The sequence below is a fragment of the Emticicia soli genome, assembly GCF_037860775.1.
Taxonomy (GTDB): domain Bacteria; phylum Bacteroidota; class Bacteroidia; order Cytophagales; family Spirosomataceae; genus Emticicia; species Emticicia soli.
Genome location: NZ_JBBEWC010000003.1, coordinates 292,997 through 313,862, shown reverse-complemented (window position 1 = coordinate 313,862; position 20,866 = coordinate 292,997). Strand labels below are relative to the sequence as shown.

The following is a 20,866-nucleotide window of genomic DNA, read 5'->3' as shown; positions in this document are numbered from 1 at the left end:
CAATATGATTTTGGTAGTATTAATAAAACAAATTTAAAAAATGAAAATTTTAGTTATCGGCGGAACTGGCCTTATAGGCAGAAACGTCACAAGCAAATTGAAGGAGGCAGGTCATGAAGTAATTGTTGGTGTACCTTCAACAGGTATTGATGTTATAACTGGTGAAGGCCTTACTGAAGCCCTAAATGGCACCGACATTGTTATTGATCTTTCGAACTCGTCTTCGCCTGAAGAGGAAAATGCGCTCAATTTCTTCAGAACAGCAGGAAAGAATTTAATTACTGCAGAAAAAGCAGCAGGTGTCAAGCATCACCTTGTCTTATCTATTGTAGGTACTGATAGAGCCCAATATATAGGCTATCTTCGTGCCAAAAAAGACCAGGAAGATACCATTAAAAACTCTGGGATTGCTTATACAATTATCCGTTCTACACAGTTTCACGAACATATTTCAACTATTATCGCAGTACAATCAAATGATAATGTAGTACATGTTTCTACACTTGACTACCAACCAATAGCTGCTGAAGACGTTGCTAAATATGTTGTTAGGTTTGCACTAGAGGAACATAAAAATAGTACGGTCGAGATTGCTGGCCCCGAACGTGCACCAATGGATGAATTTGTAAAAAGATATCTTTCTATCAATGAACAAGATAAAGAGGTAGTGGCAGACGACGAAAATAAATATATGTTTTTTGTTCTTCCGAAGTCTGGACTAGTGCCTGTAGGTGACTTTCACTCGGGAACTATCTATTTTGACGATTGGGCTAAAAATTAAAACGAAGAAGTTGCTTAGGGTTATTTTTTTCGTTTAAAATATCGCATTCATTCCTTGAATTTATACTGAGTAGACTAAGAAGATAAAAAGAGTTTACCATTCTTGTAAGTCATTTTAATAACACTACGAATCACTATAATTGCAGCCACTGAATGGAGTTTGCAATTATAGTGATTCTTACTTATTACCCATAATAATTTAGATTGATAATTGTAAAAAATCTTAAATGTGTTGATACCATATAGCTCCTATAATGCAATCCTTAATAGCCTTCTATTTGCCATATATTTAACCTAAGCCGCTTCATTAGCAGGTCAATTTTTTGAAAAATGAAATATTTTCAGTTAACTTTACAACACAATTAGTTAGTATGACAACTAATTTGTATTATTTTTTAGTTGAGTAAGGTACATTAACCATTTTTTGTATGGATTCGCCTTCCCATTTTAACCATTCAAAATTTAAAGCATGACTGGAGCATCAGACCTAATCACCTCAACAGATGTTTTATTAACTAAAGAAGAAGTTTTAAATGACTACCGGATTGCCTGCGAAAGCCGTGAAGTTAGTATAATAGGCCGGAAAGACGTGTTCATGGGCCGAGCTAATTTCGGAGTATTTGGAGATGGCAAAGAACTGGCTCAGATTGCCATGTCGAAAGTATTCAGAAAGGGCGATTTTCGTTCAGGATATTACCGAGATCAAACATTTTTAGCTGCTGTTGGAGGCCTTAACTGGCAACAATTCTTTGCGCAGTTATATGCTCACCCCGATATAAAGCATGACCCGTTTTCTGGTGGACGCTCTATGAATGCCCACTATGGAAACCGCTGGATTGATGAGAATGGTGAATGGCTCAATCAAACCGAATTATACAATACCGTAAGTGATGTTTCTTCTACAGCCGGGCAAATGCCCCGGGCAATAGGGCTGGCCTATGCCTCAAAACTATTCAGACATAATCCTGATTTACAAGCCTTTACCAAGTTTTCTAAAAACGGCAACGAAGTTTGTTTTGCAACCATTGGCGATGCCTCTACCTCGCAGGGAATGTTCTTCGAATCAATCAATGCTGCGGGTGTTTTACAAATACCTATTATTTTCTCGGTATGGGATGATGGCTACGGAATTTCGGTTCCGATAGAATACCAAACTACTAAATCGAGTATATCAGAGGCTTTGGCCGGATTCCAAAGAAAAGATGGCTCTAATGGTATCGAAATTATAGTAGCCCGTGCCTGGAATTATGTAGAGCTTGTAGAAGCGTATCAACAAGCGGCATTATATGCCCGAGACCAGCACGTACCTGTTTTGGTGCACGTTACTGAAGTAACACAACAACTGGGGCACTCTACTTCTGGCTCGCATGAGCGTTATAAATCAAGAGAACGCCTGAGCTTTGAGCATGAGTTTGATTGTAACCTTCACCTTAAAGAATGGATACTATCTAATGGCTATGCCACAGAAGAAGAAATAAAAGAGGTTGAAACCAAAGCCAAAGACACTGCCAAAAAAGCACGTAATGCTGCTTGGGCAGCTTATAGAGAATCAATTAAGCCTGATATAGAGTTTGCGCAGCAATTACTAAAAAAAGCAGCAGCCGAAAGTAAACAAGCAGCAGCCATAAGTAAGTTAAAAGAAGAGCTGGAGCACACTGAAAACGCTGTTCGCCGAGAGATTATCAGCCTTATAAAAAAAGCGTTGATATTGATGCGTCAGGAAGAAAGTAGTACTAAAAAAGCCATTGTTGAATGGCTCGAAAAAGTAGCCATCGAAAACAAAGAGCGCTTTAATACGCATTTATTGAGTGAATATCCGACTTCACCGATGCATGTAAAAGGCGTTGCGCCCGAATATGATGAACGAAGTATTGGTGTAGATGGCCGTGAGATAATTAATACCTATTTTGACCTTTTGTTTAGCAAAGACCCTAAAGTATTTGCTATTGGTGAAGATGTAGGTAAAATTGGCGATGTAAACCAAGGCTTTGCAGGCTTGCAAGATAAATATGGCGAAATAAGGGTAACCGATACCGGAATCCGTGAAACAACCATTATAGGACAAGGTATTGGGGCCGCTATGCGTGGTTTACGCCCAATTGTAGAGATTCAGTACTTCGACTATATTTATTACGCTCTTGCCACACTTACCGACGATTTAGCCTCACTTCGTTACCGAACAGTAGGAGGACAACTAGCCCCACTTATTATACGTACCCGAGGCCACCGCCTTGAAGGTATCTGGCATTCGGGCTCGCCGATGTCGGCTATGTTAGGCTGTTTACGTGGCATACACATCTTAGTTCCTCGCAACTTTGTACAGGCAGCCGGCTTCTATAATACAATTCTAAAGGGCGACGACCCTGCGCTTATTATCGAGTGTCTGAATGGCTATCGTATCAAAGAGAAACTTCCAACCAACCTTTCAGAGATTTGTGTACCTCTAGGCATACCGGAAACACTGAAAACAGGCGACGATTTAACCATAGTTACCTATGGCTCTATGTGTAGAGTTGTGATGGAAGCAGCACACCAGCTTGAGCAGGTAGGCATTCGTGTAGAAGTAATAGATGTGCAGTCTTTACTGCCATTTGACATTAACCATAGCATTGTTGAATCCATCAAAAAAACCAATAGAGTAATTTTTGCCGATGAAGATGTGCCCGGTGGAGCTTCGGCGTTTATGATGCAGCAAGTACTTGACGAGCAAAAGGCTTATCGGTGGTTAGACTCTGCGCCTAAAGCCATTGCAGCCCAAGCGCACCGCCCTGCCTATGCAGCCGATGGCGATTATTTTTCGAAACCTAATGCCGAAACTATTTTTGATGCGGTTTATGAAATGATGCACGAAGCTCGCCCAGCCGATTTCCCTGATTTGTATAAATAAAAATAGATAGTAGAATTTAAGAAAAATATTAAGAAGAAACGCAGGCATTTAATGTTTGCGTTTTTTTTATTGCTTAACACTACACCCCCTAAAAAAGGCAAAGGGGGCAGAATCTGTCCCCCGATGAACCCAAAACAACTTTTGCTGTGACTAAAAAAGTGAGTTTTTTAGATAAGTGTGCGATTTCGCAAAATTTTGCGGATATAACAATAGTCATTCTGACTATTGAGCCGCAGACCATTCTTTAAATCGCTTATTATTAAGCACTTACTAAATATTAAAATATCTTTTGAAATGAAATATTTTTAAACGATGCCCATCATCTTACATAAATGAACAAGTGCAGTGGTATCACGAGTGCCGGTTCTGGCTAACATATTCCGGCGATGATTATCTACAGTGTTTGGGCTAATGGCTAACATATCGGCTATTTGCCGTGTATTTAAGCCTTGCTTAATATATTTCAGAACTTCTTTTTCCCTTTCTGATAAAATTTCCTGTTCTACAATTCGGTTTTCCGACGAGTGATAAACGAAAACTTTCTTTTCTTCTTTTTCAAATACTCCTCTTATCCAGTAATCGTCTCCTTTCATTAAATGAGTAATATCCTGAATAGAGATAAATAGCAATAATGGTTTCCCGTTGGCATCTAACTCTAGCGGAAAGGCACTCATATACCATTTCATGGTTTCGCCGGCCTTATTATAGAACTTTACACCCCAAGAATTTAAAAAGTAATCTGCTATAAAAGCCTTTGAATGATTTTTTAAAACCTCTTGTATACAGCTACCAAATACACCGATTAGCGAGATATGCTCTTTAGCTAACAAAGAAGCAAAGCCTAATATAAGGTCTTCACCAAATTCTTTCCTGAAATATCCTGTAAAGTTAATAATATTTTTACTAATATCTACTATCTTGAGGTGTTTTAAATCAAATTTTAATGTCAGAACGCCTTGATTATGCTCTAATAAGCTAAAAAGACCTGTCGGTACATCATATTTCTTGTAATCTATCTCTACTGGTTCCGGATAGTATTTGTTAATTGTTTCTCTTAACCTTAACAGTTCGTTTTCTATTTCCCTCGACAAAAACATGCTACATATTATTTATAGTTTAGGTATATGTATCTTTCTTCATATAAGCTGCTGGTTTTGTTGTTTGGTGTAAATAGGCTATTGCTACTGTCTTTTATATTTTATTCATACCTTTGGAAAAAATTTCAGGTTACTTAATGCGTACACAATTAGACCAAAAATATTTCCCTTATATTGTTTTAGCTCTCGGAATCCTTTTTTTCTTTCCTTTCTTAGGAAACGTACACTTATTCGACTGGGACGAAATCAATTTTGCCGAATCAGCCAGAGAAATGATTCTCACAGGAAACTACAGCAAAGTTCAGATTGACTATAAACCCTTTTGGGAAAAGCCACCGCTTTTTTTCTGGATGCAGGCTGGAGCAATGCAAGCATTGGGCGTAAATGAGTTTGCTGCACGCTTCTCAAACGCTGTGGTTGGATGTATTACTCTTTGGGTTGTATTCTCTATTGGGAGAAGTATCCGAAATGCAAATTTTGGCTTAATATGGGCACTTATTTATTTAGGCTCTTTTACTCCCCATTTGTATTTTAAATCCGGCATCATCGACCCGACATTCAACTTATTCATTTTTCTGGGGATTTATTTTTCCTTTAAGGCCCAAACCAACTCAAAATATATATTACTATCCGGTATATTTATTGGCTTATCAATTCTCACGAAAGGCCCTGTAGGAGGGTTAATCTGGGGACTGACAGCAGTTTCATATTGGATACTTCCTAACAAATTTAAAAATCTTTTTACACTTAAACAAATATTAATCTTTGCGAGTTCCTGTATCGCTGTTGCTTCGTTATGGTTTGCTAACGAACTGATAGACAACGGCTTTTGGTTTTTCCAAGAGTTTATCGAATACCAAATACGCTTATTCAGCACTCCCGACGCCGGCCACGGCCAGCCATTCTATTATCATTTTGTGGTGGTGCTGATAGGATGCTTCCCAATGTCAATATTTGGTATTCCGGCTTTGGCCAGCAAACAAGAAGGTTTTGGCTCCTGGATGAAAATCACTTTCTGGGTAGTTATGATTCTGTTCAGTATTGTTACCACAAAAATTGTCCACTACTCTTCTATGGCCTATTTTCCGCTTTCTTTTATGGCTGCCAGTTTCTTATACGATTGGCTGAGCGGCAAAAGACAATGGAACAAATGGATCACATTCGGTTTACTCATCATAGGTTTTGTATTATCGCTTGTGCTGGTGGCTGTACCACTTATTGGCATGAATACCGCAAAAATTATTCCTTATATCAAAGACCCCTTCGCCGTAAAAAACTTTGACGCCATTGTACACTGGAGTGGTTTTGAGGTATTTATAGGACTTACGTACTTTATTATACTTTTAGTTTTAATTTTTGTAAAAAAAGATTCTTTTCACAAAAAATGGTGGTTTATCAGCGGCATCACCCTATCAACAGCTGTATGTCTGTTTTTGGTTGGTGCTACAATTGTGCCCAAAATTGAACGCTATACACAAGGTGCCGCCATTGATTTTTATGAATCTAAACGTGGGCAAGATGTGTATATTAGCGTGATTGGTTTTAAAAGCTATGCACACCTGTTTTATTTTCAGAAACAACCTGATAGCGAACCGGCTTCTACAGAAAAAATGACTCCGCTAGAATTTGAAGAATGGCTGTTGACCGGTAAAATAGATAAACCCGCATTTTTTGTTACACGAATTGACAGATACGAAGCATATAAGAATCACCCGAATCTGGAATTAATTGAAGAAAAAAATGGGTTTGTATTTCTGAAACGGAAAAATATCTAACACCAATGAACTTAAATCAGATAACCATTCCGGTAAGTAACATAGAGCAATCGGTAGAGTTTTACGAAACACTGGGGCTTAAGCTCATTGTAAAAACACCGCATTATGCTCGTTTTGAATGTATGCAGGGAGATTCTACTTTCTCTATCCATCAAGCAGAAAAGCCTGTGCAAGACTCAGGTGTCTGGATTTACTTTGAAGTAGATAACGTAGACGAAAAAATAAGCGAACTGATACGGAAAGGTATGGTGATAGAAGAACTGCCCGACGATAAAACATGGCTATGGCGTGAAGCCCGAATAAAAGATTTAGATAATCATCTGCTGATTATTTATCATGCCGGAGTAAACCGGAAGAGTCCACCCTGGCGAATCGATTAATTTATAAAACGTATTTGCTCAATTCATCAGCTTCAATTATCTCAAAATCCTGTTAATTCTTACTGAAAAGTTTTGAGAGATTGATAAGATTTTGCAAACTTTGGAATCCAAACTTTAAAATTTGCCTCTTGAATAATTTATTAGTGATAGATGTCGGTAATACCGATGCTGTTTTCGGGATTTATGAAGATAAACAATTACTTCATAATTTTAGAATTAAGTCGCTAAAAGACGAGAACTATGTCTTTTTCGAATACCGTTTCCGACAATATTTTTTAGAAAACAGCCTACGCTTTTCTGATATCACAAAGGTTGTACTGAGTAGTGTCGTTCCGCCGCTCACGCCTATCTTCAAGCAATTGGTCAACAATATGTTTGGTATTGAACCTACCATTGTAAACGCTTACATTTTCCCGTCTCTCGAAGTATCGATTGATAACCCCAACGAAATTGGGAGCGACTTAGTAGCAAATGCCGTAGCAGCCTATACTAAATACAAACGCAATTGTGTAATTGTAGATTTCGGTACGGCCCTCACTTTCACGGTAGTATCGAGCAAAGGGAAAGTATTGGGAGTTTCGATAGCTCCGGGTCTACGGACAGCCGTTAAAGCCTTGTTTGCTAACACAGCACAACTGCCCGATGTGCCGCTAGAATTACCAACATCTGTATTAGGCAAAAACTCAGTACATGCCATTCAGGCTGGTATTTTGTGGGGTTATGAGGGTTTGGTACGCAACATGATACATAAGATAAGAGCCGAACTCAATGGCGATTGTATTGCTATTGCAACCGGAGGACTTTCGTCTATTATCTCTACACTCCACGGTGAATTTGTAGAGGTAAACCGTGAACTAACATTAGAAGGATTAAGAATTATCGGGGAATCTCGAGCATCATAAAATGTATTTCAAAAAACGCCCTTTGGGTTAAGCTTATGGAGATAGATAAAAGAGCGATTACGAAATTTATTAAAAATGCACTGGCCGAAGATGTGGGCGATGGCGACCACACATCTTTATCGACAATACCTGCCGATGCCGTAGGAAAAGCAAGACTTTTAGTAAAAGACAACGGTATTCTGGCCGGCGTAGAGCTAGCTAAAATGATTTTTAAGGCTGTTGATAAAAACTTGCAGGTTAAAGTTTTAATAAAAGATGGCAAGCCTATTAAATATGGAGATATAGCCTTTTATGTAGAAGGCAGCGACCGCTCTATTCTTACTGCCGAGCGTTTGGTACTAAACTGTATGCAACGCATGAGCGGTATTGCCACTACTACCCACCAAGTAGTAACGCTATTGGAAGGTACAAAAACCAAAGTGCTCGATACCCGCAAAACTACACCGGGTTTCCGTATGCTCGAAAAATGGGGCGTGCAGATTGGCGGTGGCGTTAACCATCGTTTTGGATTATTTGACATGATTCTGATAAAAGACAATCACGTTGATTATGCAGGGGGTATCAAAAATGCTTTAGATGCAGCCCATAATTATCTAAAAGCAACTAATAAAAACTTACCAATTGAAATTGAGGTAAGGAATCTCACTGAGCTACAAGAAGTATTAGCTATAGGTGGTGTAGTACGCATAATGGTTGATAATTTCAGTTATGAGAATATAAGAGAAGCCATAAAAATGGTTGATGGCCGATTCCCGATTGAAGCATCGGGTGGTATTTCGCCATCTAATGTCAGAAAATATGCCGAGTGTGGCGTTGATTACGTTTCACTAGGTTATCTGACACATTCTGCCAAAAGTTTAGATTTAAGCCTTAAAGCTGTAAAATAGCAGCAAATCACGATAATTTTCCCCAAAAGCAGTTATACGTATCGCAAAGTATAACTGCTTTTTGTTTGTTACCTACAATCTTGTTTTTTCTAAAGCTTTTATTTGATAAATTACCATCTTATTCAACATCCATCTATTTTGCATTTAAATTATTCAACTTCTATGAAAAAACTCTCGCTCTTTATTGGGCTTATAGTGGCTATGATGGTCTTTCCGGCTTATACGCCACCTCAAACCCAAACAGCCAAAACCTATAAAGCCGATGTAATTGTTTATGGCGGCACTTCGGCAGCGGTTACTGCGGCTGTACAAGTAAAAAAAATGGGTAAATCAGTCATCATCGTATCGCCAGATATTCATTTAGGCGGACTTTCGTCGGGTGGTTTAGGCTTTACTGATACGGGTAACAAAGAAGTAATCGGTGGTTTATCTCGTGAGTTTTATCACCGCTTGTATAACCATTACCAAAAACCGGAGGCATGGCAATGGCAGAAAAAAGAAGAATATGGCAACAAAGGCCAAGGCACACCTGCCATTGATGGCAACAACCGCACCATGTGGATATTTGAACCCCATGCAGCCGAGCAGGTTTTTGAAGATTTTGTAAAAGAGTATCAGCTAACCGTACACCGTAACGAATGGCTCGACCGCTCTAAAAAAGGTGTTACCAAACAAGGCACTAACATTCGTTCGTTCCGCACGCTAAGTGGCAATACTTATGAAGGAAAAATGTTTATTGATGTTACCTACGAAGGTGACTTAATGGCAGCCGCAGGCGTATCGTACCACGTAGGTCGTGAAGCTAACAGTGTTTACGGCGAAAAATGGAATGGCGTACAGACAGAAGTATTTCAACATGGGCATCACTTTAAAAGCAAAATAAGCCCTTATAAAGTGCCTAATGACCCCAATAGTGGTTTGTTACCAGAGGTTTCAGCGGCACCTCCGGGCGAATATGGCTCGGGCGATGATAAAATACAGGCGTATTGTTTCAGAATGTGTTTAAGCAATAGCCCTGATAACCGGATTCCTTTCGAAAAACCACAGGGCTACGACCCTGCCCGTTACGAACTGTTAGCCAGAGTATTTACATCGGGTTGGCGTGAGACTTTCGATAAATATGACCCGATTCCGAACCGTAAGACTGACACCAATAATCATGGGCCATTTAGTACTGACTATATCGGCCAAAACTATGATTATCCAGAGGCAAGCTATGAGCGCCGTAAGGAAATTATCAAAGACCATGAATTATATCAGAAAGGCTTAATGTACTTTTTACAGAACGACCCAAGCATACCTGCCGATGTACACGAAAAAATGCAGCAATGGGGCTTGCCTAAAGACGAGTTTAAAGACAATGGCGGCTGGCCGCACCAATTATACATTCGTGAAGCCCGACGCATGGTAGGCGAATTTGTAATGAAAGAAGCCGATGCGCTTGGCAAAACACAAGTACCTAACTCGGTTGGTATGGGTTCTTACTCTTTAGACTCACACAATATTCAACGCTATGTGAAAGAAGACGGCTACGTGCAAAACGAAGGAGACATTGGCGTACACCCAGATAAACCTTATTCTATTGCTTATGGTGCCATATTACCTAAAGCCAATGAGTGCACAAACTTACTCGTACCCGTTTGTGTGTCGAGTTCACATATTGCATTTGGTTCTATCCGTATGGAGCCTGTATTCATGATTCTGGGACAGTCAGCCGCAACAGCAGCAGTATTGGCAATTAACAACAAAGTAACGCCTCAAGCCTTGCCTTATGCTACGCTTAGAGCTGAATTACTGAAAGATAAGCAACGTTTGGAGTATGTAAAATAAGGGTATTGAAAGCATACGTTTCGAGACGTTCTTGGCTAAGGACGTCTCGAAATGTATCTGAGACATAAGGTCGGCAACAGTCGGCCGATCCATTAAAGAGAACTTCCGAATACATTATAAAATCAAGATTCTGATATGAGATTTTTAATTATAATTCTAATATTTATAAGCAGAATTACTATTGCTCAAAAGTCTTCATATATAGTTTTTGTTAGGTATGAAAAAGAATTAACAGGCACATATTACATTTCTAATGATTCTTTATTGAGAAAAGACCCTTTACAAAATCATACAAAAATAGAAGTTGCTGGCAAATCTTTTTTCCTTTATCCAATTCTATTTAGCAGCGATAAAGAGAATTTATCTACTTGTTGCGAATTATTCCTGTGGGATAGATTTTTAATGCCATTGACAAATTACGAAAAGAAATTTGGTAGTGGTAAAGCTGACTCATTAATAAACAGATATGATAGACCTGCAAATGATTTAGCCAATTTTTATAAAAAAGTAAATAGAAAACAATGGCAAAAAATGAATCATACCAATAGTTTGTTTTACATCCAGTCTTGTCAAGAAGTAGAATTTTGTGAGTGTAATGACTTTAGTGATTTGCCAAATACTAGAAAAAGTATGTTTTTGAAAAGTATTAAATTAGCATCGAAGTTTTCTCTATTTCGAAAAAAAGAAGAAAGAGATTTAATTCATAAGATAGCACATATTGATTCTTTATAAAGAAACACTTTTATAAAATGACTTTACACAAACTACTAAGGTCATTCAGCCAAAAACATTCCCTCCAATTTCAATCATTCATCAAAAAAATAGCTATTTTTATAAACCAATCTTTCAATCTCATTAAACAAAGCAAGTGTAACTAACTTGCTTCCACTGTTCATGAAATACCTATTTTTTACTTTACTGTTTTTATCATCAACGTTGGCGTTTGCACAATTGGAAGTGCAAGACCTCACCTGCGAGTACATGAGTAATCCGGCGGTAGTTGATGAATTAAATCCTCGGCTTTCGTGGATAAATGTATCAAAAACCAACGAAAGAAATCAGACGCAAACGGCTTACCAGATACGAGTGGCTTCAAGCCCTACTCTACTGGCAAGGCCCGATTTATGGGATACTGGCAAGGTAATGAATGATGATGCACATTCTATCAAGTACGCAGGTCGGAATTTACTTTCCCGCAAGACTTGCTATTGGCAGGTACGTGTATGGGATAAAAACGGAAAGCCATCGGCCTGGAGCAAAATTGCCAAATGGCACATGGGTCTACTAAACCCGACTGATTGGAAAGCTGAGTGGATAGGTGCGCCGTGGCAAAACGAAGAAGCCATACCAAAACCTAAAGGTGGCCCTAACCAACGCACAGAAATACTTCCTCCGCCCGCACCGCTATTAAGAAAAACCTTTAAGGCTACCAAGAAAATCAAGAGTGCCATTGCTTACACAACAGGTTTAGGCTACTTTGAATTTTATGTAAATGGCCAGAAAGCGTCTGACGATTATTTAGTGCCCAACCAGACCAATTATGGTAAACGCCCTCAATTACCTGATGCCTATATCTCATTGCCTGACGAATTTCGTGAGTATCGGGTCATGTATCTGGCTTATGATATTACCAATAAACTTCAAACAGGAAATAATACCATTGGAGCTATTTTAGGTAATGGCTTTTATAATGCTCCTAAATTCTGGACGGCCTCTTATGGTTCCCCTCGTTTTATTGCACAATTGCATATTGTGTATGATGATAACACCGAAGAAACCATAGTTTCGGATAAAAGTTGGAAAGCAGCTAAATCGGCTATTATATCTGATTTAGTGTATGATGGTGAAATTTATGATGCCCGACAAGAACAACCCAACTGGAGCAAGGCCAACTTTAATGATAGCCAATGGGAAAATGTCATCAACAGAAATGCGCCATTTGGCAAAATGAGTGCGCATACCGCTCCTACCGACAAAATCACGAAAGTATATCAGCCAAGCAAAATTGAAAAGCTAGCCAATGGCAACTATAAAGTTTCTTTCCCCGAAGAGATTTCGGGTTGGGTACGGCTAAAAAACGTGTGGGCTCCGGCTGGGCATACTATCAAAATCACATTCAATGCAAATCTGTACTCTGGCGAAAACACTTATACTTTCAGCGGCAAGCCCAATGCTACTTATGCGCCTCGTTTCAATTGGTTTGTGTTTAGTGGGGTTGAAATAAGTAACTGGAAAGGAGAACTCAAACCTGAAAACATTCAGGCCGAGGCAGTGAATACCGAGGCAAAAGAATCGGCTACTTTTGAAACATCTAATAAACTCTTCAACCAGATTAACCATATCTGGAAACGCTCACAGCTCGACAATATGCACGGAGGCATAGCCTCTGACTGTCCGCATCGGGAGCGCTCAGGCTATACAGGCGATGCACAAGTTGCCTGCCATACGGTTATGAGCAATTTTGAGGTAAAAGCTTTCTATAAAAAATGGGTTCGTGATATGCTAGATGCGCAGATTCCGGCTACGGGCTATATTCCAAACGGTGCGCCTTGGCAGCCGGGGTGCGGTGGTGGTGTAGCTTGGGGCGCAGCTATTAATATTATTCCCTGGGAGTTTTACCGCCAATACAACGATGCAGGCGTATTAGCCGAAAACTATGATGGCATGACCGGCTACATAAGATATATGCAAACGTGGGTAAACGAGAAGGGAATTATGCACTCAAAACGCACAGGTAAAGACGGCAAACCACTACAATGGTGGAATCTGGGCGAGTGGGCTGGTGTAGGCACACTACCGCCTGACGAACTGGTGCATACTTTTTATCTGTGGTATTGTGCCGATATTACGGCTAAAGTAGCGGCTGTACTAAACAAACCGCAAGATGTAGTAGTATATCAGACTTTGGCCGATAAAACCCGTGAAGTGTTCTTGTCTGAATTTTATGACAAGCAACAAGGTACTTTCGGCAAATACGGCGCCAATATTTTTGCGCTGAAAATGGGGGTAAACAAAGACCAGTACAGCAATGTAATAGAAGCCCTGAAAAAAGACATTGCCGCCGCCGGCGGACATCTGGATACAGGAATATTTGGCACTCGCTTTTTCTTTGAAGTATTGGCCGATAACGGCTTGAATGACTTGGCCTATGCAGCTATGAACAAAACTACTGCGCCAAGTTTTGGCAATTGGATAAGCCTCGGAAGCACCACCACACGTGAGCAATGGAACAACGAAGGCTCGCATAATCACCCGATGTTTGGTGGAGCTTTGAGTTGGTTTTATACCAGATTGGCTGGCATGCAAACATCTGACTCAAAAGTAGGGTACAGAGAAATAATCTTTAAACCAATGCCAGTAGCCGACCTGACATCGGCGCAATACTTTACAGAAACAGTGCAAGGCAAAGCAGGTATCAGCTGGAAAAGCTCCAAAAAATCTTTCGATATGAGCATCCAAGTACCTGTTGGTAGTACCGCCATTGTATATATTCCGGCAAGTGCTGAACAAAAAATTACAGAAACTAATCAACCTTTGGCTAGTCGAAAAGATGTGGAAACTTTGCAATATGAGTCGGGGTATCAGCTAGTAAAAATCGGAAGCGGAAAATATTCATTTAAAGTAATCAAATAGAAAGCCTCAAAACATTTCAATAAAAGCTGATTTTGGACATTATTTGCCTCATAATCAGCTTCTTACTTGTATTCTTTACTGTTTTTTTTGATTAAATAAGGTGTAGTTTATGTCTTTAAACTACACCTTACTAAACATTTTTCTCTGTCAGGAAACCCTAATACTTGCCTTTTAAGGCATCAATGCTTATTTTTGTTTATGCGTTATCCATTTTATTTCCTTAGTTTCTTCTTTATTACTTTTGCTTTCGGTACGGCTTTCGCACAGACCGGAACCCAGGATTCAATCAAATATTATCAGGAGCGATTGGCAGTTCAGACAAAGCCAGAAGAAAGAGGCATAAACCTAGCTATGCTTACATGGTTTTATAGCGAAAACGGAGATTTTGAAAATGCGATGGAGTCCGCAACCGAAGCAATTCCGCTTCTTGAAAAAGCTAAAAATTACGAGAAACTGGCCAGAACTTATTCAGCTCTTGGTCAGGTATTTCAGTACCAGAACAATTTCGCCAAAACCTCTTATTATGCCGAAAAAGCATTACAGGTGATAAAACTTACGCAAGACAAGCATCGCATTATTTCAACCACCATGAATTATGGAGTAAGCCTGAGCGATGAAAAAAAACATCAGGAATCTATTAAGGTTTTCAACGATGCTTTAAAAATGGCCATCGAAATAAAAGATACAACGCTAATCAGGTATATCTACCTCAACATTGCAAGTGCCTATTATGATGGCGGAGACTACGACAAAATATTTCATCCGGTCAAAATAGGGCTCGAATTATCTGAAAAAACTAACGATATTGGCGGTATTTTGAGAGGAGAAGCGATTTTGGGAGCAGCCTTAATCAGAAAAAAGAGATTTGTTGAGGCTGACGAACATTTTAAAAAAGCTGAAGCCTTATTGCCTGCTATAAAATCGCCATATTATGACCGGCAAATGGCCTTTATCCGTACAGAATGGGCTTCACTACAAGGCAATTACAAAGAAGCTTTTAAGTATCAGCAAAAATTTTATGAGCTAGATACCCTGATGGCTAATACACAAAATAAAGAAAAAGTAAGTGCATTAGAAACCAGGCTACGCATGAATGAAAAAGAACTTGAAAACACCAATTTGCAGAATAAACTAGCTCAGCAAAAATGGCTTTTTATAGGTGGTGCTATTGTATTGGGGCTGTTAGTTATCATATTTTATTTGCAAAGGAAAAGCCTTGCTCAGAAACATGATTTACTACAAGCAAGGCATAAGCTCTCAGAAGCCGAACTATCTTTGGTGCAGAATCAACTCGAATCTTTTGCCGACACTGTCAGCGAAAAGAATAAACTGATTAGTCAGTTCGAAAATGAAATTAAAGACCTAAGGCTAAAAGATACTGTTTCTACTCACACCCTACTTGACCAGATTAATCAGGCACGTATTCTAACCGATGAGCAATGGCGGGATTTCAGACTGAAATTTGAGAAACTTCACCCACAATTTATTACCCGTTTACATCAACAAAATCCTAACCTGACCGATACTGAAATACAAATGGCATGCATGATTCGCCTCAATTTTACCAATACTCAGGTAGCCGGCATGTTGGGCATCTCTAACGAAAGTGTTACAAAGAACAGATATCGCCTGCGTAAAAAAATCGACCAGAGCGATTTAAATACCTACCTATCAGCAATTTAGACAATTGTCCATTTTTTGTCCATATACATTTTTAGTCATTTTGTTGTTTCAAGCGTAAGTTTGATACAGAATTTTGATTGCGCCCTCATTCAATCAAATTCTTATAAAGCCTATTGAGCGAGCCCTTTAATATTCTTCTATCGAATCCGGATTACATAGCAGATTTTCTGGCGGCAATTGTCTCACAAGCTTGTATCTAAATATAAACATTACAAACGCCTAAAAATGAAAACAATGAAAAAGATTGTCCTAGCTACCTTTTTTTCTCTAAGCTTATTTGCAAGTAAAGCACAAAGTGCAATTGATATTGAACACGGAAAAACTGTTACAAGCAATGGTATAGAATATAGCTATGCTATTACCAACGAACGTGACGAAGAAACTTACTCCCGCTACGAAGTAACCATTAAAGCCCAGAATAAAAGCGGCTGCCAGTTGATTTATCTTAAAAACGATAACATTACCAATATTTTCGATGGTGACCCATCTGTTATAGCTCGTTTTGAATGCTTAAATGCTACCGGAAAACGCCTTACATCAAAAGGAGCAAACCTGAAAGCACGCCCATTTACAGTGCCATACAACCAACCTGAAAAAAATGCTGAGGGTAAGACCGTTTTCCGTACGGTGAGAGTTCAAGGAGGCTTCTTGTTAAAAAATGGAAGTAGTGTATCAAACGACCTTATTGTAATTGTTCCTAAAGGCGAAAAGCCCCGTTTTAAAATCAATATTCAGAATTTCTCTGAGCTTACTACTGAATAACCTCTGTTGATTGTCATATTTACATCACCTCTCCATAAAAAGTATGTATAGGGTAAGAACCTCGTTCTGAAAACCATCAAGCGAATAATTACCCTATATTTTTTATTAAAAAATCATCTTCCACCTAAAAGTGCCTTATGAAATTAAAACAATTATTATTTGCCTCATTGCTATTTACTGGTTTTCAACTGAAAGCCCAAATTGGGCCTCAACCATCTTCTGTGAAATGGAAATATGTTGAAAATGATAAAGTAAAAGTAATATTTCCCGAAAATAACCAGGCTGAAGCTACTCGTATTGCCGATTTAGTTACGTACATTAACAAAAATGCTACCGTATCAGTCGGCACTAAAAGTAAGAAACTAGATATTCTGTTAAATACCAACAATGCGCAAGGCAATGGTTATGTGGCCTTGTCGCCTTACCGAAGCGAATTTTATGCTACCGGTTTTCAGGACTTTAATGATTTAGGTTCTATGGACTGGCTCGATGCCCTAGCCATTCACGAATACCGGCATGCCCTGCAATATACCAATGCCAACAGAGGTTTTACCAAGTTTTTGTACTTATTGCAAGGCCAAGCCGGATGGGGTTTAGGGGTAAACTTTTCAGTTCCTGACTGGTATTTTGAAGGTGATGCCGTATTAGCTGAAACTGTATTAAGTGATGCCGGAAGAGGCAGAACTCCAAGTTTTTTTGACGAACAACGTGCATTATTATTAAGTAATAAAAACTACACTTATTTACAGGCGCGTAATGGTTCATACAAAAAGTTATTACCCAATCATTATCCATTAGGTTATGCCATATTGAACTACGGGCGTAACCATTTCGGACCAGAAATGTGGCCTAAAGTATTGGCCGATGCAGGTAGATACCGTACAATTCTATATCCTTTTGCAGGAGCTTTACGCAGGCACACAGGCATAGGCGTAAATAAAATGTACAAACTCGCCTACAAGGAAATGAAAGAAAACTGGGAGAATGAACTTAAAACCCTTGAACTCACACCAACTACTGCTGTAACACCATTACCCAAAAGAACTGTTACCAACTATACATTCCCGCATTGGCTTGATGATGGTAGTTTGCTTTATATCAAAAGTAGCTTCAAGCAAATTTCTGGTTTGTATCGTATCAAAGACGGTAGACAAGAATTTATTACTTCTATTGGTTTGGCTACCGAAAACTATTTGGGTGTGAATAAAAACAAAGTTTCGTGGACGGAAATGCGTAAAGATGCACGAAGAGACGCCGTTATTTATAGCGTAATTATGAGCTATGACCTACAAACAGGCCATAAAACAGAAGTAACGCAAAAGAGTAAATTCTTTAGTCCTCAGTTTTCTTCAAGCGGCGATAGAATTGTAGCAGTAAAAGCTGACGAAGAAATATCTAACGAAATATGTATTATTTCGCCTAACAATGGCAGTATTATCAGTTCAATTCCTAATCCGGAAAATGATTTTATTTCGTACCCCAAATGGACGAACGACGATGCTTCTATTGTATATCTGGCAAAAAGAAAATCGAAAATTGCTTTGTTGAAATATGATTTATCAAGCAAACAAACAACCGAACTTACACCTTGGACTACCCATGTAATAAGTGGTATTTCGGTGAGTGACAAACGTGTAATTTTTGGCGCATCTTTTAGTGGAATCAATAATATTTATGCCGTAAACCTGAATGGAGATAAACAAATTTCACAATTGAGTTCGGTAAGAATAGGCGCTACTTTACCTGCTATATCGAAAGATGAGAAAAAACTGGCAATGGTAGAAATGACAGCAATGGGCCGCCAGCTAACACAACTTGAGGTGAAATCTACTGCCCCTATAAACCTGACAGAGCCTGTTACTATGGAGCGTTTTCATGTAAAAACTACCGACATTGAACATAACATTCAAAATGAGGCAACTGGAAACGACTATGAGGTAAAAAATTATAAAGGGCTTTTAAGAGGTGTAAAACTACATAGCTGGAACTTTGGTAGTAGCGATAGCCGTAACATCAATCTTTCGGTACAATTAGGTAATATATTGAATGACTTTTCGGGGATAATTGGTGCCAGATATAATTACAATGAGAAAAAAGTACGTTTTTCTGGTGGTTTCGACTATGGTAAGTTTTTCTTACCTCTATCTTTCAGAGCAAGTACCGGCGATAGAGCCAATGCGGTTTTCTTAGCACCTGATTTTCTGGGCACATTGTCGTACAAACAAAACGATGTTAGTGTAGGCTTATCGCTACCGCTTAGCTGGATAAAAGGTAATTATACAACCAGTTTCCGTCTGGCTTCTACATTCTCTCATATAAATACGTCAGCATATAAAATACAGGATACGCCTCAGAACTACAGTTTAAATTTCAATGCAGTACAAGTTGGTTTAAACTTCTCGAATATCCGTAGAAAAGCCCGTCAGAATCTGGTTAACAAATGGTCGCAGAATGCCTCTCTCTCTTATCAGAAATCTATCACAGACGGAATATCAGCTGAACGCCTGATGGGTGCTGTAGGATTTACAACGGCTGGTTTTGGCAAAAATCATGGTATAGAAGTGGCATTCAGAGGTAAAAAAGAATTCCTGAACAACAACTATCTTTTTGAAGACCAGTTTTTACATGCCAGAGGCTATGCAGCCGCTCCAGGCGACCTCGAAACAGTAATAAGTACTACTTATAGCTTGCCATTGTTTAATATCGACCGAGGTCTTTTAGGCTTGTTTTTTATAAACCGTGCACGAGCCAATGTGTTTTATGATTATGGCCGCATTGAAAGAAATTTCATCAACTTCAGTACATTACAACGCTCTTATGGCGGCGAGTTAATATTTGACATCAAACTCTTTAACACAGTAGGGCCATTAGGTTTTGGTTTAAGAAACTCTGTTTTACTTGATACCGACCCTTTGAACCCTACTTCGAAACAACGTTTTGAATTTTTTGTTGCATCTAATTTGTAATGAGGGTTAGATACATAAGGCTAACTGGATTCTGATAGAGCATTGCTTTATCAGAATTTTTATTTATAGCCATCTCCACAACGCTTTTAAGCCGTTTTTTGCCCTTTCAATACAATTTCGTTGTCGCCTGCCCATTGGGTCATGTCTTGTTTTGAAATAGCTGCCGCCATCATCTCAGGGAACAAATCGGGTGTGCAGGCAAAAACCGGAATCCCCAGATTGCCCAAGAATTTAGCATTCTGAGCATCGAAATACGGTGCTCCCGAATCGTCTAATGCTAACAAGCAAATCACCTGTACACCTGAGGCAATTAACTCTTCAATCCGCTTCCGCATTTGCTGCTCGTTTCCACCTTCGCACAAATCGGTAATCATTACCAGAATAGTGTCATCAGGCTTGGTGATAATCTGCTGGCAATAATTCAGTGCTTTGTTTATATCGGTTCCTCCGCCCAACTGCACCCCAAACAAGAGTTCAACAGGGTCTTTGAGGTCTTCTGATAGGTCTACTACTTCTGTATCAAACACAACCATCTGTGTTTTTATCATAGGCAACGAAGCCATTACTGCACCAAAAATACCTGAATAAACCACCGATTCACCCATTGAACCACTTTGGTCAAGGCAAAGTACAACGTCTTTCAGTGAGCGTTTGGTTTTGCGCCCATACCCCACTCGCTCTTCCGGAATAATCGTTTTATAATCGGCCTGATAATGTTTCAGGTTTTTACGGATAGTCGTGTTCCAGTCAATCTCATTATATCTTGGTCGGCGATTACGTATGCTACGATTCAATGCCCCAGAAATAGACTGAATAGTCTTTTGTTGTAGCTTTTCTATAAGCTCGTCTACTACCTTTTGCACTACCCTACGGGCTGTATCTTTAGTTTTAGACGGTATTAGCTTACCTAATTCCATAAGCGTAGCCACCAGCTTTACATCAGGCGTTGCCAGTTCTAAAATTTCTGGTTCGAGCATCAGTTTTTGCTTCAACTCCGGTTGTTTCAATGCATCGTTTTGCATTACCTGCACAACCGTATTCGGAAAATAATTTCTGATATCGCCCAGCCAACGAGCTACCGATGGGTTGGAAGATTCGCGCCCCCCTCTCCTATCTTTCTCACCCTGACTATATTTAAAGCCTTTTTTGCGCTCAAACTCATACAAAGCAGCCAGCGCAGCATCAATCTGGGCATCTCTACCCGATAGCGTGCAACCTGTTCCGTCGGCTTCATCACCACCTAAAATAAGTCTCCAGCGAGTTAATATTTCCTGATTTTGCATA

General features: G+C 39.3%; 14 protein-coding genes. 12 read left to right on the top strand and 2 right to left on the bottom strand.

The genetic code is table 11. The features are described 5' to 3' along the window. The first annotated feature begins 40 nt into the window (after positions 1–40). Positions 41–781: an SDR family oxidoreductase gene (locus tag WAE64_RS04805; protein ID WP_340235091.1), complete on the top strand. Its 741-nt coding sequence runs from the start codon at positions 41–43 to the stop codon at positions 779–781. Between the two features lie 468 nt (positions 782–1,249). Then, positions 1,250–3,667: an alpha-ketoacid dehydrogenase subunit alpha/beta gene (locus WAE64_RS04800; protein ID WP_340235090.1), complete on the top strand. Its 2,418-nt coding sequence runs from the start codon at positions 1,250–1,252 to the stop codon at positions 3,665–3,667. 305 nt (positions 3,668–3,972) lie between these two features. Here the strand turns inward: WAE64_RS04800 and WAE64_RS04795 are convergent, their stop codons facing one another. Next, positions 3,973–4,764, bottom strand: coding sequence for a response regulator transcription factor (locus WAE64_RS04795; RefSeq protein WP_340235089.1), 792 nt, complete (start codon positions 4,762–4,764; stop codon positions 3,973–3,975). 137 nt (positions 4,765–4,901) lie between these two features. Between WAE64_RS04795 and WAE64_RS04790 the strand changes: the two genes are divergently transcribed. From WAE64_RS04790 to WAE64_RS04745, 10 genes are all read left to right on the top strand, one after another. After that, complete coding sequence (locus WAE64_RS04790) at positions 4,902–6,539, top strand: ArnT family glycosyltransferase (RefSeq protein ID WP_340235088.1); 1,638 nt, start codon at positions 4,902–4,904, stop codon at positions 6,537–6,539. Positions 6,540–6,544: 5 nt separating this feature from the next. After that, the gene (locus tag WAE64_RS04785) at positions 6,545–6,919 is read left to right on the top strand and encodes a VOC family protein (RefSeq protein WP_340235087.1); all 375 of its coding nucleotides are present in this window, start codon (positions 6,545–6,547) and stop codon (positions 6,917–6,919) included. A gap of 128 nt (positions 6,920–7,047) precedes the next feature. Beyond that, positions 7,048–7,821, top strand: coding sequence for a type III pantothenate kinase (locus WAE64_RS04780; RefSeq protein WP_340235086.1), 774 nt, complete (start codon positions 7,048–7,050; stop codon positions 7,819–7,821). A gap of 35 nt (positions 7,822–7,856) precedes the next feature. Next, on the top strand, positions 7,857–8,708 hold the full coding sequence (gene nadC, locus WAE64_RS04775) for a carboxylating nicotinate-nucleotide diphosphorylase (protein ID WP_340235085.1): 852 nt from the start codon (positions 7,857–7,859) through the stop codon (positions 8,706–8,708). A gap of 201 nt (positions 8,709–8,909) precedes the next feature. Then, the gene (locus tag WAE64_RS04770; RefSeq protein WP_340235289.1) at positions 8,910–10,538 is read left to right on the top strand and encodes an FAD-dependent oxidoreductase; all 1,629 of its coding nucleotides are present in this window, start codon (positions 8,910–8,912) and stop codon (positions 10,536–10,538) included. A gap of 135 nt (positions 10,539–10,673) precedes the next feature. Continuing rightward, positions 10,674–11,270 (top strand): hypothetical protein, encoded by a 597-nt coding sequence (locus WAE64_RS04765; protein ID WP_340235084.1) that lies wholly within the window; start codon positions 10,674–10,676, stop codon positions 11,268–11,270. Between the two features lie 162 nt (positions 11,271–11,432). Continuing rightward, positions 11,433–14,171, top strand: a complete 2,739-nt coding sequence (locus WAE64_RS04760; RefSeq protein ID WP_340235083.1) for a family 78 glycoside hydrolase catalytic domain — start codon at positions 11,433–11,435, stop codon at positions 14,169–14,171. Between the two features lie 198 nt (positions 14,172–14,369). After that, a complete protein-coding gene (locus WAE64_RS04755) occupies positions 14,370–15,854 on the top strand; it encodes a tetratricopeptide repeat protein (RefSeq protein ID WP_340235082.1) in 1,485 nt (494 codons plus the stop codon). Positions 15,855–16,088: 234 nt separating this feature from the next. Then, on the top strand, positions 16,089–16,616 hold the full coding sequence (locus WAE64_RS04750; protein ID WP_340235081.1) for an ABC transporter permease: 528 nt from the start codon (positions 16,089–16,091) through the stop codon (positions 16,614–16,616). 137 nt (positions 16,617–16,753) lie between these two features. Further along, positions 16,754–19,582: a hypothetical protein gene (locus WAE64_RS04745; RefSeq protein ID WP_340235080.1), complete on the top strand. Its 2,829-nt coding sequence runs from the start codon at positions 16,754–16,756 to the stop codon at positions 19,580–19,582. An 86-nt stretch (positions 19,583–19,668) separates the two neighbouring features. Here the strand turns inward: WAE64_RS04745 and WAE64_RS04740 are convergent, their stop codons facing one another. Next, positions 19,669–20,865 carry a VWA domain-containing protein gene (locus tag WAE64_RS04740; RefSeq protein WP_340235079.1) on the bottom strand — a complete coding sequence of 399 codons (1,197 nt, stop codon included), beginning with the start codon at positions 20,863–20,865 and terminating at the stop codon, positions 19,669–19,671. Position 20,866 lies beyond the last annotated feature (1 nt).

Excerpts from the sequence above, each read along its gene's own strand:
- WAE64_RS04805 (WP_340235091.1), top strand. The coding sequence starts at position 41 with ATGAAAATTTTAGTTATCGGCGGAACTGGCCTTATAGGCAGAAACGTC.
- WAE64_RS04745 (WP_340235080.1), top strand. The coding sequence starts at position 16,754 with ATGAAATTAAAACAATTATTATTTGCCTCATTGCTATTTACTGGTTTT.
- WAE64_RS04760 (WP_340235083.1), top strand. The coding sequence starts at position 11,433 with ATGAAATACCTATTTTTTACTTTACTGTTTTTATCATCAACGTTGGCG.
- WAE64_RS04800 (WP_340235090.1), top strand. The coding sequence starts at position 1,250 with ATGACTGGAGCATCAGACCTAATCACCTCAACAGATGTTTTATTAACT.
- WAE64_RS04770 (WP_340235289.1), top strand. The coding sequence starts at position 8,910 with ATGATGGTCTTTCCGGCTTATACGCCACCTCAAACCCAAACAGCCAAA.
- WAE64_RS04795 (WP_340235089.1), bottom strand. The coding sequence starts at position 4,764 with ATGTTTTTGTCGAGGGAAATAGAAAACGAACTGTTAAGGTTAAGAGAA.
- WAE64_RS04790 (WP_340235088.1), top strand. The coding sequence starts at position 4,902 with ATGCGTACACAATTAGACCAAAAATATTTCCCTTATATTGTTTTAGCT.
- nadC (WP_340235085.1), top strand. The coding sequence starts at position 7,857 with ATGGAGATAGATAAAAGAGCGATTACGAAATTTATTAAAAATGCACTG.
- WAE64_RS04750 (WP_340235081.1), top strand. The coding sequence starts at position 16,089 with ATGAAAAAGATTGTCCTAGCTACCTTTTTTTCTCTAAGCTTATTTGCA.
- WAE64_RS04765 (WP_340235084.1), top strand. The coding sequence starts at position 10,674 with ATGAGATTTTTAATTATAATTCTAATATTTATAAGCAGAATTACTATT.
- WAE64_RS04740 (WP_340235079.1), bottom strand. The coding sequence starts at position 20,865 with ATGCAAAATCAGGAAATATTAACTCGCTGGAGACTTATTTTAGGTGGT.
- WAE64_RS04755 (WP_340235082.1), top strand. The coding sequence starts at position 14,370 with ATGCGTTATCCATTTTATTTCCTTAGTTTCTTCTTTATTACTTTTGCT.
- WAE64_RS04785 (WP_340235087.1), top strand. The coding sequence starts at position 6,545 with ATGAACTTAAATCAGATAACCATTCCGGTAAGTAACATAGAGCAATCG.